At 52.5% G+C, this 13,040-nt stretch carries 12 protein-coding genes; all 12 read right to left on the minus strand.

The genetic code is table 11. The features are described 5' to 3' along the window. Positions 1-366: 366 nt before the first annotated feature. Positions 367-1,338: an RluA family pseudouridine synthase gene (locus tag F456_RS0103730; protein ID WP_018975662.1), complete on the minus strand. Its 972-nt coding sequence runs from the start codon at positions 1,336-1,338 to the stop codon at positions 367-369. Continuing rightward, positions 1,335-1,847 (minus strand): signal peptidase II, encoded by a 513-nt coding sequence (gene lspA, locus F456_RS0103735; RefSeq protein WP_018975663.1) that lies wholly within the window; start codon positions 1,845-1,847, stop codon positions 1,335-1,337. Before lspA ends, F456_RS0103730 begins: the two co-directional genes overlap by 4 nt. Positions 1,848-2,135: 288 nt before the next feature. Beyond that, positions 2,136-5,228, minus strand: coding sequence for an isoleucine--tRNA ligase (gene ileS, locus F456_RS0103740; protein ID WP_018975664.1), 3,093 nt, complete (start codon positions 5,226-5,228; stop codon positions 2,136-2,138). 487 nt (positions 5,229-5,715) lie between these two features. Continuing rightward, entirely contained in the window at positions 5,716-6,243 is a 528-nt protein-coding gene (locus F456_RS21695) for a DivIVA domain-containing protein (RefSeq protein WP_040924935.1), read from the minus strand. A 164-nt stretch (positions 6,244-6,407) separates the two neighbouring features. Further along, the gene (locus F456_RS0103750; protein WP_018975666.1) at positions 6,408-7,190 is read right to left on the minus strand and encodes a YlmH family RNA-binding protein; all 783 of its coding nucleotides are present in this window, start codon (positions 7,188-7,190) and stop codon (positions 6,408-6,410) included. 12 nt (positions 7,191-7,202) lie between these two features. Beyond that, the gene (locus tag F456_RS0103755; RefSeq protein WP_018975667.1) at positions 7,203-7,496 is read right to left on the minus strand and encodes a YggT family protein; all 294 of its coding nucleotides are present in this window, start codon (positions 7,494-7,496) and stop codon (positions 7,203-7,205) included. 7 nt (positions 7,497-7,503) lie between these two features. After that, positions 7,504-7,956, minus strand: a complete 453-nt coding sequence (locus tag F456_RS0103760) for a cell division protein SepF (RefSeq protein ID WP_018975668.1) — start codon at positions 7,954-7,956, stop codon at positions 7,504-7,506. A 2-nt stretch (positions 7,957-7,958) separates the two neighbouring features. Next, complete coding sequence (locus F456_RS0103765; RefSeq protein WP_018975669.1) at positions 7,959-8,648, minus strand: YggS family pyridoxal phosphate-dependent enzyme; 690 nt, start codon at positions 8,646-8,648, stop codon at positions 7,959-7,961. Then, positions 8,645-9,520 (minus strand): peptidoglycan editing factor PgeF, encoded by an 876-nt coding sequence (gene pgeF, locus F456_RS0103770; protein ID WP_018975670.1) that lies wholly within the window; start codon positions 9,518-9,520, stop codon positions 8,645-8,647. The genes F456_RS0103765 and pgeF overlap by 4 nt, the downstream gene beginning before the upstream one ends. A gap of 102 nt (positions 9,521-9,622) precedes the next feature. Continuing rightward, a complete protein-coding gene (ftsZ, locus tag F456_RS0103775) occupies positions 9,623-10,747 on the minus strand; it encodes a cell division protein FtsZ (RefSeq protein ID WP_018975671.1) in 1,125 nt (374 codons plus the stop codon). A 51-nt stretch (positions 10,748-10,798) separates the two neighbouring features. After that, positions 10,799-12,052: a cell division protein FtsA gene (gene ftsA / locus F456_RS0103780; protein ID WP_018975672.1), complete on the minus strand. Its 1,254-nt coding sequence runs from the start codon at positions 12,050-12,052 to the stop codon at positions 10,799-10,801. Between the two features lie 206 nt (positions 12,053-12,258). Continuing rightward, positions 12,259-13,035 (minus strand): cell division protein FtsQ/DivIB, encoded by a 777-nt coding sequence (locus F456_RS21700; protein ID WP_018975673.1) that lies wholly within the window; start codon positions 13,033-13,035, stop codon positions 12,259-12,261. Positions 13,036-13,040 lie beyond the last annotated feature (5 nt).

The raw sequence follows: 13,040 nt of genomic DNA on the forward strand, positions 1-13,040 counted from the left end.
CTCCCCTCCGCTCCCGTCTGCGCATTGGGGGCGTGGGAAGGCGTCTGCTCCCTTAATACGGAGCAGACGTCTGAGCGCGTGGTGCTTTAGGTTCGCCTATATAGGCGAACGAAGGGCTGGACTCCGCTTTGCGAATCGTCAAAGGCTTAAGGGCAAGAGCAAAAGCAAAGAACTGGGCTCCGCTTCGCGAACGCCAAAAGCTTAAAGGCAAGAGCGAAAGAAAAAAGCTCGGCTCCGCTTCGCGAACGCCAAAGGCTTTAAAGGCAAAGGCAAAAGCGAAGAGCTGGGCTCCGGCTTCGCGGACGCCAAAGGCTCAAGGGCAAAAGCAAGAGCGGAGAGCTGGGCTTCGCGGACGCTAAAAGCTGCTTAGCGGCTGCGGAGATGAGTCAATAATTCATCCAGATCGGCAGGAATCGGAGCAGAGAACTCCAGGCGCTCGCCTGTCGACGGATGAGTGAAACCCAGCGAAGCAGCGTGCAGAGCTTGGCCCTGCAGCTTAAGACCACCGCTTCGGCCATACATCGGGTCGCCTACAAGGGGATTCCCGATAAACTTCATATGTGCGCGAATCTGGTGTGTACGACCCGTTTCAAGCTTCAACTCCAGCAGTGTGTAATCGCCGAAGCGCTCTACTACATTGAAATGCGTGATCGCATGCTTTCCGCCTTTTGGAACGACGGTGAACATCTTGCGATGATGAGAATCACGAGCCAGATTGGCGTCGACTGTTCCGTGGTCGTGAGCTATGTTACCGTGTACCAATGCCGTATAGATCCGGCTTACGGAGTGTTCTTTGAGCTGGGCAGCCAAGGAAGTGTGCGCTTTATCGTTCTTGGCTGCCATCAGCAGGCCGCTGGTGTCCTTGTCAATCCGATGTACGATGCCCGGGCGCAGTTCGCCGTTAATGCCCGAGAGGTCTTTACAGTGGAACATCAGGGCGTTCACCAGTGTGCCGGACGAGTGCCCCACAGCAGGATGAACGACCATCCCGCGCCGTTTGTTGACGACGATGACATCCTTGTCTTCGTACACGACTTCGAGCGGAATGTCTTCCGACACGATATCGACCGTTTCGGCCGGAGGTACGCGAACCTCGACCGTTTCGCCTTCTGACAACTTGTGGTTGGCTTTGGCAGCACGGCCGTTCACAGTCACATGTCCCTGGTCGATCCAAAGCTGAATTTGCGATCGGGACACTTCTTCTTCCATCGCCTCGGTTACATACTTATCGAGACGATGTTTTTTGTATTCGGCAGCGACGCTCCACTGCAGTACTTCTTCTTCTGTTGCATGCTCTTCCGCCATGGCGGAGAGATCGTCCTGTCGATTGTCGGTCATTGTTGTTCCTCCGTACGCTGTTCAAGCTTATCCGCAGGATGCGGTTCGTTCGGACGCTTGGCATCGAATATTGTATCCAGAATGATCAGAGCGACGCCGACTACGATGCAGGCATCCGCCACATTGAAGATCGGGAAGCTGTAGCTGCCAAAATTGAACAGGAAAAAGTCTACGACTTCTCCCATCCGCACCCGGTCCAGGAAGTTGCCGAGCGCTCCGCCAAGTACGAGGCTGAGTGCGATAGGCAGCATGCGCGCCGAGCCTTTGGCATTTTTCACCCGCTGGAGATACCAGACAATGCCGGCAACGACGATCAGGGTCACAATGATGAAAAACCACCGCTGCTCCTGAAGAATTCCGAATGCTGCGCCTTTATTGCGGTGCGAGGTCAGAAGAAAGAAATTTCCGATGACCGGAATTTTTTCACTGATTTCCATGCGCGTAACGACCAGATATTTCGTTCCCTGATCGATCAGAAAAGCAACAAGCGCAATTACATAATAAATCACGTTAATCCGTCACCTCGTACTTCTTTAAGATACCTTCAATTTGGAACCGGCGGGCGGCAGACGCTTCCTTCCGGCTTGTCTATTGTAGCACAGCGCCGAAGAGAGCGTCTATTGCACGACCGGAGGTTGCAGCGGCTGCCGGCCCTATATCGGCAGGACGGTTACCGCTGCAGCAGAACAAAAAAATGCAGAAAACCGCCTTATCCGAGCAAAGAAAAGCCCCGCTGGCGGCCGTCCCGATCGACGATCTCCGCGGGGCTTTTATCACGCTAAGGACATGAAAGACAATCAGTCGATCTTGATGCCGACTTCTTTCCCGTTAAGCGTCACTCTTTCCATACCGTCCTTCGAACCAAACGATACCTCGTTAACCAGTACATTCTCGCGCAGCACGGAGTCGAATGCTTCAAGAGCCGTTTGCAGCTCGTTGTCGACGTCGAGCGTCAGATCTACACGCTGTTCGACTTTGAGATCAAGCTTTTTGCGCGTATCCTGTACGGCGCGGACGATCTCGCGTACCCAGCCTTCCTGCTCGAGTTCCGGCGTCACATCCGTGTTCAGCGCTACCGTCAGACCGTAACCGGACGCGGATGCAAAACCTTCCTTCGCTTTCTTCTCGATCAGCAGCTCTTCGCCGGTCACCTGCAGCTCTTCCCCTTCCGGCGAAGTGATGTTGAACGAACCGCTGTCTACGACTGCACGCGTCTGATCCGCTGTCATGCCTTTGAAGTGGTTCTGCAGGAAACCGACGTTTTTGCCGTATTTCTTGCCCGCTACCTTGAGGTTCAGCTTGAGCGTATAGTCAACAAAGTCGCTGTCCCCACTCTCTACACGGATTTCTTTGACATTGATCTCGTCCTTGACGATATCCGCGTAATCCGCCAGATCAAACTCGCGGTCCATGGATACAATCAGCTCGGACAGCGGTTGGCGCGTTTTCAGGCTGTTTTCGTTCCGCACGTTGCGGGCAAGTTCTACGATCTGCTGCGATGTCTTCATGTCGCGCTCCAATTCGGTGTCGATCAGCGAAACGTCGGCTTCCGGATAGTCGGCCAGATGCACGCTTGTCTTGCCGCCCAGGTTGCTGTACAGATCTTCCGCCAATACCGGCATAAACGGAGCGATCAGACGAGCCAGCGTCGACAGAACTTCGGTCAGCGTGCGGTACGCATCCAACTTGTCGTCCGTCAGGCCGCTGCCCCAGAACCGGTCACGCGAACGGCGGATATACCAGTTGCTCAGACCGTCGACAAATTCTTCGATGCCTTTGGCTGCTGTCAGGAAATCATTATCCGCCAGTGCTTCGTTGGCCGTCGCGATCAAGCTGTGCAGACGGGACAGAATCCAGCGGTCCAGACGACCGGTCGGCACTTGGAATGGATGCTGTTCCGGATCAAATCCGTCGATGTCCGCATACAGCGTCAGGAATGCGTGCGTATTGACGATCGTATCGACGACTTTAGATTTTGCTTCGCCGACGACGCCTTTCGAGAAACGCTTTGTATTCCACGGTGCGCTGTCGGCCAGCATTACCCAGCGGAATGCGTCCATGCCGTATTCTTCAAGCACTTCCCACGGATCAACAACATTGCCTTTGGACTTCGACATTTTCTGTCCGTTTTCATCCAGAATATGGCCGGTTGCCATAACGGATTTGTATGGCGCTTCTCCGGTAACCATTGTAGAGATTGCGAGCAGACTGTAGAACCAGCCGCGCGTCTGGTCGATTCCTTCGACGATCATATCGGCCGGGTACTGCGCTTTGAAGTCTTCTTGATTTTCAAATGGATAATGCTGCTGGGCAAAAGGCATCGAGCCGCTGTCGAACCACACGTCGATAACTTCCGGCGTACGGGTCATAACTGCACCTTCCGCAAATGGCGACTTTAGTTTGATTTCATCCACGTAAGGCTTATGCAGCTCGATATCTTCCGGAACGAAATCTACAGCACGTTCACGCAGATCTGCGATGCTTTTCGGTGCGTACTGCTTGCCTGTTTCCTCGCACACCCAGACATTGAGCGGCGTTCCCCAGTAGCGGTTCCGGCTGATGTTCCAGTCGATCAAGTCGTCCAGGAACTTGCCGAAGCGTCCTTCGCGGACATGGTCCGGATACCATTTAACGCCTTTGTTGTTTTCGATCAGCTTGTCTTTAACAGCTGTCGTCTGGATAAACCAGCTGTCTGTCGCATAGTAGACAAGCGGGGTGTGGCAGCGCCAGCAGAACGGATAGCTGTGCTCGTATTTTTCTTTGCTGTACAGCCGTCCTTTTTCAGAAAGGGACTTCACGATTTCGATATCGGTCTCTCCATCCTTCACGAAGCGTCCTGCAAAATCAGTCACATCGGCTACAAAACGTCCTTGCGAATCGACCAGATTGACGAAGCTGATTCCGTTCTCTCGGCAGACCCGGTAGTCGTCCTCACCGTGCGCTGGAGCCATGTGGACAACACCCGTACCGCTGGAATCAGTAACGAAGTCCGCACCTACGATGAAATGTCCTTTTTCCGGTGTAAAGTAGTGGAACGGTGCATCGTAGTTCAGGCCGACCAGTTCCGAACCCTTCAGCTCCGACAGCATCTCGTATTCGCCTTTGAGTACACTCTCCGTCAGATTCTTTGCCAAGATCAGCACTTCGCCATCCTGCTTAACCTTTACGTAAGTCATGTCCGGATTGACAGCCAATGCAATATTCGAAGGCAGCGTCCAAGGCGTCGTCGTCCAAGCCAGCACATACTCGCCGCTTTCCAGCTTGAACTTGGCTGTCGCGCTCAGGTCCTTCACGTCTTCGTAGCCCTGTGCCACTTCGTGCGAGCTCAGTGTTGTTTGGCAGGACGGACAGTATGGGCTTACACGGTGTCCGCGGTAGAGCAGTCCTTTGTCATGGATTGTGCCCAGCAGGTTCCAAACGCTCTCGATATATTTATTATCCAGCGTGATGTACGGGTTATCGAGATCCGTCCAATAGCCGATCGCTTCGGTCAGATCGCGCCACTGCTTTTCATACGTAAAGACGCTCTCTTTGCACTTCTTGATAAATTTCTCGACGCCGTATTCTTCGATATCGTGTTTGCCGGAAATACCCAGCTGTTTCTCCACACCCAGCTCAACCGGAAGACCATGTGTATCCCAGCCCGCTTTGCGCACAACATGATAGCCCTTCATTGTCTGGTAGCGGCCTACGAAGTCTTTGATTACGCGGCCCAATACGTGACCGATATGCGGCACACCGTTCGCTGTCGGCGGTCCTTCGTAAAAGACGAAGTTTGGTTTACCTTCCCGGTTTTCGATCGACTTTTTAAACGTATCTTCTTCGTTCCAACGGTTCAATATCCGTAGATCGCGCGCCCGTGCTTTCTCTTTCACATCGACTCTTTGCATTTCTGTAGGCTCCTTTTTGTTGAAAAATAAATGCTTTTTAAAACAAATAAAACCCCGCCCCTGGAAAGGGACGAGGCTTGCTCGCGATACCACCCTTGTTTCGCCTGTCTGCACAGTCTGTCCGAAAAACGCCGGAGCACGCCGCTTTTCGGGCATCGCGCAGCAGAGCGACACCTTGTCTCCGCGTCCAATAACGCGGGGCCGCTGTAACGGTCGGCTTCCGGTACGGCCTACTCTCTCTGCCGATACACGGTCAAAGAATTCGGACGTACTTCTCCGGGACGATCTTCGGTCTATGCTTCGTACACCGGCTTGCAGCTCATAAAGGCCCGGCTCTCTGGAGAACGATTGCATGACGTACTGTTCCCATCGTTGAATTTGAGTTGTAATGGTTACTGAATCAAATCTGTCTGATAACGTTCTTTATTTATAGCGCTATACGCACCCGTTGTCAATAGCTCACATCATTTGGTGGGGTACGCAGCAATCAGTAAGATTCGCTTGCACGCCGGTCGGCTTGAGCTTGTTCCATCTCGCGATCAAGCTCACGGCTCTGGCGATCAAGCGCATCCCAGCCATCTTGGGCCAGCAGTTCCAACTGCGCTTCGATCAGCGTACGGAAACGAGTCCGGTAGATCGACGCCTGCTTCTTGAGTTCTTCCATCTCTACAGCTACTTTACGTGATTTAACAAGCGCTTCATTGATGATCCGGTCGGCATTCTTTTCCGCTTCCTTCACGACCAGCTGCGCTTCCTTCTTCGCATTGCCGCGCACTTCGTCAGCCGCTTCCTGTGCGACAATAATCGTCTTGCTGAGCGTATCTTCCAAGTTCATAAAATGATTCAGACGCTCTTCCATTGATGCCATACGGTGCAGCAAATCCTTGTTTTCGCGAATCAGACTTTCGTAATCTTTGATGACCTGATCCAGAAACTCGTTGACTTCATCTTCATCGTATCCACGAAGACGTCGGCTGAATTCTTTACTATGTATATCCAGCGGTGATAATGCCATGTTGTGCACCTCCAATGTATTAAGCACGCTGCCATCCTTCGACAGTACGGCGGATGTATCCGGTTCGTGCATAAGACCGCCGCGCTCCCCGCGCAGCGGTCCTCTTCGGTTTATCGGAATTTCGACGCCAAAACGTGAATTCCTGCTTGCTCCTGCACAACCCGCTACACAAATTTGCCGATTCGTACGCGGTAACGACCTTTTTTTGTCAAATCGCCGACTTCCAGCACTCGAAAGCGCCCGAAGCCCTGCAGCGAGACCGTATCACCTTCGCGCAGCGTTTTGGAGGGATCTTCCTCCACCTTCCAATTTACCCGGCAGCGGCCGGCTTTAATCGGAGGCAGAATTTTCGCTCGGCTCATCCGGTAAACGTCACTCGCAATTCCGTCGAGACGCGGCGAAGCTACAGTCAGTTCCATTTCCGCCAGTTCCGATTCCGAAGCCAGCAGCGACGCAATCGGCAGAAGTTCGGTGAATACGTTTACCCGATGCACCTGCCTAAGCTCCAGATTAAGGAAATCCGCGATCTCGGCGGCAGCCACAATGTGGCATCCGTCTTCGCGCGGATGAATATCACCGATCTTGGAACGCTTGATTCCGAGTCCCAATACCGATCCCATATAATCGCCATGCCCGATCTCCGTGAATTTGCTGTCTGCCGGAGTGATCGACAGCACAACCATTTTCATGTCTTCGTCGTCCAATTCCCGATAATCCGGTGCAATCAATGCCCGCTTGCGTTCGGCATGCGGACTTCCGCCGTCCAGACGCATGACAACATCTCTCTCCGAACCGGCCAGCATGGACAGGATCTGCAGCTGCCGAGGATCGAGAAAATCGGTCAACTTCATTTCATGATAACGGGCCGCGCCTTCAAGCCATTCAGAGGCGCGGTCTACAAACTCCCGTTCATCGGGGTGCACATGTTCATACAAGTTTTTAGACATAAGTTTTCTCCGTTAAGTGATTGCCAGTCTTAAGAGCTCAACCAGATACATAACTCCCCGCTGAACAAAACGCAAAACGAAAAACGCAACAATCGGGGAAATATCGAGCATTCCGCCGATCGGCGGAATAAAGCGGCGGAAAATGGACAAATACGGTTCTACAACTTTTCCGAGCATAACGCCGACTTGGCTTTCGCGTACATTCGGCAGCCAAGACATCAGGATATAAATAATCAGCAGCCAGCTATAAATTTGAAAAAGCAAAGGAATCCATTGATACTCAAGCCGTAAGAGAAATTCTACCAATCTATCTTCACCTCATTTGATTAAATTCTTGGTCCTCGCGCATCAGATCGGCGATTGTCCCTTCGACTTCGACCGTATCCGGCGTGCAGAGAAAAATATCTCCTCCGACTTTGGAAATGCTGCCGTTAATGGCATAGACCGTACCGCCGAGAAAATCGATAATCCGCTTGGCATGATCACGGCGGACCTGCTGCAGATTAACAACAACGGAACGATGCGCACGGAGATGATCGGCGATTATCTGAGCATCTTCGTAGGTGCGCGGTTCGGACAGGATAACTTTAACACTCTTTTGCGCATGGATGCTGACCACATTGTTCGTTTTCGCATTTTTGCGCGTTTCGTAATTTTGGGTCGAATCGTTCTGAGGTTCTTCCTGCTCTACCACTCTTTCGCGTTCCACGATTTCCTCTTCTTCCTGCAGGCCAAGAAAATTCATAAAACGGTTCATGACACCCATCGTCAGTCCTCCTCTTTTCCTACCAGAATAGAGCCCAGGCGCAGCCAGGTTGCCCCTTCTTCAATCGCCACTTCGAAATCTCCCGACATGCCCATCGACAAATGTGTGATCGGGTAAGGCAGTACATTACCAGCGTTCAGCTCGTCCCTAAGCTCTCGCAATCCCCGGAATACGGGCCGAGCGGCTTCGGCATCGGATTCCAGCGGTGCCATGGTCATCAAGCCGACAATCTCGATATGGGGATAATCACGCATCTGCCTTACAAAATCGAATACCTCTTCCGGCGGCATACCTGATTTGGAGTCTTCGCCCGATATATTGACTTGAACGAAAACCTTAACCGTTATATCGGCCGCTGACGCCTGACGCTCCAGTTCTTTTGCCAGAGACAGACGATCCAACGAGTGAATATAAGCGAATTTGCCTATAACATCTTTGACTTTGTTACTCTGAAGCTGACCGATGAAGTGCCAGACTCCCCGATCTCCGAGTGCTTCCCACTTGGATTTGGCATTCTGCCAGCGATTCTCGCCAATATGGAGAATTCCGCTGTCGAATACCTGAGCCGTTTTTTCCGTTGAGACATATTTGGTCACGGCTACAATGTTGATTTCTTCGGGCGATCTACCCGCGCGTTCGCAAGCTTGAGAGACCAGCCTGTTCACCTGCGCGATCCGCTGTTCCAATGTCACCGGAACGTGCCTCCTTCTTTCCGTCCAATCCAGCTGGCCATGCGCCCGGTCCGTCCATTTTCCTGTCTGTGCGAAAAAAACAGATCGGTCCGGCTGCTGGTGCACCAGCTCGTACATGCAATGTTTTCCGGACGTATTCCTGATCTTATCATAATGTGTCGGTTCAATTCTTTCAAGTTCAGCAGAGCTTTGCCGCCACCCAGATCTTTTGAAAAGTCAGACAGCGAACATGGATCATTACCCGAGTCTTTTTCAAGCAAAACCCGGACCTGTTCCAGTACCTTGTCATCCACTTCATATCGGGTTTCGCCGATACAAGGGCCGATCGCCGTCTGGATGTCTTCCACGCGGCTTCCATAATGCTCCTGCATCTTCTCAACCATACGGCGTCCGATTTCTGCTACTGTCCCTTTCCAGCCTGCATGTGCAAGACCGACTGCCTTTGTAATCGGATCAAAGAAATAGAGCGGCACACAGTCAGCGTAAAATGAAGTCAGCAGAATTCCGGGTACATCCGTCAGCAGTCCATCGGTATCGGGAAAAGCGCTCTCGCGATCAAGTCGACCGCGGCCGCGGTCGACTTCCTTGACGATCGCAATCTCTGCCAGGTGCACCTGCTCTCCGCTCGTCCAATCTTCGAAGCGGAAACCAGCTGCAGCTGCCACTCTGGACCGATTCTCTGCCACATGGACAGGATCATCGCCCACATGCAGCGCACAATTGAGTGAAGCATGAAACCCTTGGCTTACTCCGCCCGAGCGTCCCGTAAACCCTGCACTAAGCCCTTTGAAAGCCTTCCAAGGCTCCAGTTCAAATACTTCTGCACCACTTTCCGCTATTCTGCGAACGAACGGTTCTTGAATCGTCGTCATCTTCTGCTGCTCCTCCTTGCCGGATTATTCAGGTGTCGATCTTGAAAAAAAGATCCGCTTCCGTATAGCGAAAGCGGATCCTCCATAAGCGCTTCATGGCTTTTAATCGTTGTTTTGACGCGAACGGTTACGCAGGAACGTTGGAATGTCCAGCTGATCGGTATCCGCCTGCGGCTCGAAAGCCGGACGCGGCGGCTGCTTTGGACGTTCACCCGGAGCGGCTTCCGGCTGCTGGGCTGCAGGACGACGCACAATCGGTTTCATAGGCGCTGGCTTATGTTCAAAACCGGTCGCAATAACCGTTACTTTGATATCTTCTTTCATGGTCTCGTCGATGATGGCACCAAAGATCATGTTCACTTCCGGATCGGAAGCTTCGATAACGATCTCCGCTGCTTCGTTGACTTCATACAGCGAAAGGTTCGACCCACCGGTGATGTTCATGATGACGCCTCTTGCGCCTTCAATCGATGTCTCCAGCAGAGGACTCATAATCGCTTTGCGTGCTGCTTCCGCCGCACGGTTCTCTCCGGAAGATTCACCGATGCCCATCAGCGCGGATCCGCGCTCGGTCATGATCGTTTTGACGTCAGCAAAGTCAAGGTTGATCAGACCCGGAACCGCAATCAGGTCGGAAATGCCCTGTACCGCTTGACGCAGTACGTTATCCGCTTCGCGGAAAGCTTCGAGCATAGGCGTCTTCTTATCAACAATCTCAAGCAGTCGATCGTTCGGAATTACGATCAGCGTATCGACTTTTTCTTTGAGCGCTTCAATGCCCAGTTCAGCCTGTCCGGCACGTTTACGGCCTTCGAAAGTGAACGGACGTGTAACGACGCCTACTGTCAATGCGCCGCACTCACGAGCGATTTCGGCGATGACCGGCGCGGCACCTGTACCTGTGCCACCGCCCATTCCTGCGGTAACAAATACCATGTCTGCGCCTTTCAGCGTATTGCTGATCAGTTCGCGGGATTCTTCGGCTGCTTTTTTGCCGACATCAGGGTTGGCTCCTGCACCAAGGCCTCGAGTCAGCTTGTCGCCGATCTGCAATTTATGTTCCGACTTAGCCAGGTGCAAAGCCTGAGCATCCGTATTTACTGTAATAAACTCCACGCCCTGCACACCGTTCTCGATCATGCGGTTGACAGCGTTGCTTCCGCCGCCGCCGACGCCGATGACTTTAATGCGCGCCAGGCTCTCCATTTCGAAATCGAATTCCAACATAGTCCTCCATCTCCCCCTCGTTTTCCTTGGATGGGCTCGTTTTTGTGTTCCTCATATAAATTCGCTAAACATATTTTTGAGCTTTTCTAGGAAACCGGTTTTCTGAGCCGTCTCCGGCGCGGGGCTTGATTTAGGTCGACTGACGGGTTTCTTGCCAGGCGCTGCACTTCCTCTGCCGCGGTTTTTCCGAATGACGCTGTACAAAATGCCGATCCCACTGGTGAAGGCCGGGTCCCGCACACCGATATAATCCGGTACAGCGAGACGAACGGATGCAGTCAGCTCACTTTGGGCAACCTGCAGCACACCGGGCATTGCGACGGTTCCGCCGCTTAGCACATAGCCGCCGGCAATATCTCGATAGCCCATGCGTTGAATTTCCTGATGAATGAGCTGGAAAATCTCTTGAACCCGAGGCTCGATAATGGCCGCAAGGTCTTCCTGTGTATATTCCTTCTCGATGGTGCTTCCAATCCGATTGACCTTGAAAACAACATCCGCCGCAGCATCCGCCATCATGGCACAACCGTATTTAAGCTTGACCTTTTCAGCCTGGTCGGTTACCGTACGCAGACCGTAGGCGATGTCGTTTGTGACATATTCGCCTCCGACCGGCAGTGTCGAGACGGCCGATAGATGGCCGTTTTCAAAGATCGAAATCGTTGCCTGTCCGGCTCCGATATCAATCAGGGCCGTACGCATCGTCTTCTCATCTTTGGTAAGTGCCAGCTGGCCGGCCCCGAGGGAAATCAGCACCAGTTCTTTCACCTTGAGGTCGGCTTTCTCCACACAGCGCAAGAGGTTATGTATGGCCGTCTTCGCGCCTGTGACGATCGTAGCTTCCACCTCCAAGCGGGATCCGATCATGCCCCGAGGATCCTGAATTCCCTCCAAGCCGTCAACCACGAACTGCTTGGCCACGACATCGATGATTTCACGCTCCGGCGGCAGAGCTACAACTTCGGCAGCCTTCGTTACGCGCTCGAGGTCGTCCTCTCCGATCTCGCGATCCTCGTTCGATACGGTCACAACGCCGCGGCTTGACTGCAGTCCGATATGGCTGCCCGATATGCCGACATAAACTTCTGTTATCTGAATGCCGACCATTCGCTCGGCATGCTCTACGGCGTCACGAATCGATTGGACGGTTTGATCGACGTCAACGATAGCGCCTTTTCGGATTCCTTCCGAATCGGCCGATCCAACTCCAATAATATTAAAGGTTCCGTTGCTTATCTCCCCAATAATAGCACGAACTTTGGATGTACCGATGTCCAAACTAACAATGATGTCATTGCTGCTCAAGCCCTTGGCACCTCCCGTTTACAAAATTAATCATCTGGTTTGTTTAAAGCCGGGTCTTATTTGGCATCTCATTAAAAGAATTCAACGCGACTTAAACTTTCCCTCTTTCGTTTCTGATTTTTTTATGCTTTTTATACGATTGTGTATCTTTTTGTGAGAACACAGCAAACATTATAGCATTTTTTATAATCCAAGAGTAGCAGGCTCTAAGGCGCTTGTTCACCTTCCTCAGATTCGTTTTCGGCGTTTACGAAAGGCATGAAGTAATCGGCTTCGAGCAAATCGATAAATCCGGGGCTCTGTGTTTCGGTAATGCCGCCCAAAATCTCGAGTTTGTCTTTCAGCAGAGAAACGGTTGTTTCCACTTCAAACCGCGACCGCGTGTATAAGCGGATCTTGTCCGGATAAGATTCGGTAGGAGTAGGTGTAATCTCGGAAAGGTCGGACAGCAGGCTGTCCGGCACTGAGGCCAGCACCCGGCATAACTTGATCTTCTCCTCTTCTTTCCCTTCCCACTCGGTCAGCATCGGCTTCTCGGCAGGCAGACCCCGATCCTTGAGCGGAATCTCAGCTCCGCTGCCCAGCAGCGCCTGAACGCTGCCATCGTCGAGCAGCTCGTAAGCAACTGGATCATACTCGTCAACAATAAGCCGAATGGTGCCTGGAAACCGCTTCTCTACCTTCGCATGCTCGACCGCATTCAGGTTCGCCACAATTCGCTGCTCCACACTAGCCGCACTTGATGCAAAAAAGTGACTGCCGATACTCAATTCCGCCGCCTCAATCACCGCAGAGCGATCGATGTACACATTGCCCTCGACTTCGATCTGCTGAATACGACTCAACGATGAGCGGAAAAATAGAACACTCAGCATCGCAACCAGCAGTACGATCACCGTTAGCCAAAGTTTCCATCGACCGCTGCGCCGGAGCCGACGCGGCTCTTCCTCTTGATGTTCGCTTGGTTTGACTACTTTCAGCATGGCCA

The organism is Saccharibacillus kuerlensis DSM 22868 (assembly GCF_000378145.1).
In the GTDB taxonomy this organism is placed as follows: Bacteria; Bacillota; Bacilli; order Paenibacillales; family Paenibacillaceae; genus Saccharibacillus; species Saccharibacillus kuerlensis.

What these genes read in the sequence shown, in the direction of transcription:
- F456_RS0103750 (WP_018975666.1), bottom strand. Translation starts at nt 7,190, where the DNA reads ATGTCTAAAAACTTGTATGAACATGTGCACCCCGATGAACGGGAGTTT.
- F456_RS21695 (WP_040924935.1), bottom strand. Translation starts at nt 6,243, where the DNA reads ATGGCATTATCACCGCTGGATATACATAGTAAAGAATTCAGCCGACGT.
- ftsZ (WP_018975671.1), bottom strand. Translation starts at nt 10,747, where the DNA reads ATGTTGGAATTCGATTTCGAAATGGAGAGCCTGGCGCGCATTAAAGTC.
- F456_RS21700 (WP_018975673.1), bottom strand. Translation starts at nt 13,035, where the DNA reads ATGCTGAAAGTAGTCAAACCAAGCGAACATCAAGAGGAAGAGCCGCGT.
- ileS (WP_018975664.1), bottom strand. Translation starts at nt 5,228, where the DNA reads ATGCAAAGAGTCGATGTGAAAGAGAAAGCACGGGCGCGCGATCTACGG.
- F456_RS0103760 (WP_018975668.1), bottom strand. Translation starts at nt 7,956, where the DNA reads ATGGGTGTCATGAACCGTTTTATGAATTTTCTTGGCCTGCAGGAAGAA.
- pgeF (WP_018975670.1), bottom strand. Translation starts at nt 9,520, where the DNA reads ATGACGACGATTCAAGAACCGTTCGTTCGCAGAATAGCGGAAAGTGGT.
- F456_RS0103730 (WP_018975662.1), bottom strand. Translation starts at nt 1,338, where the DNA reads ATGACCGACAATCGACAGGACGATCTCTCCGCCATGGCGGAAGAGCAT.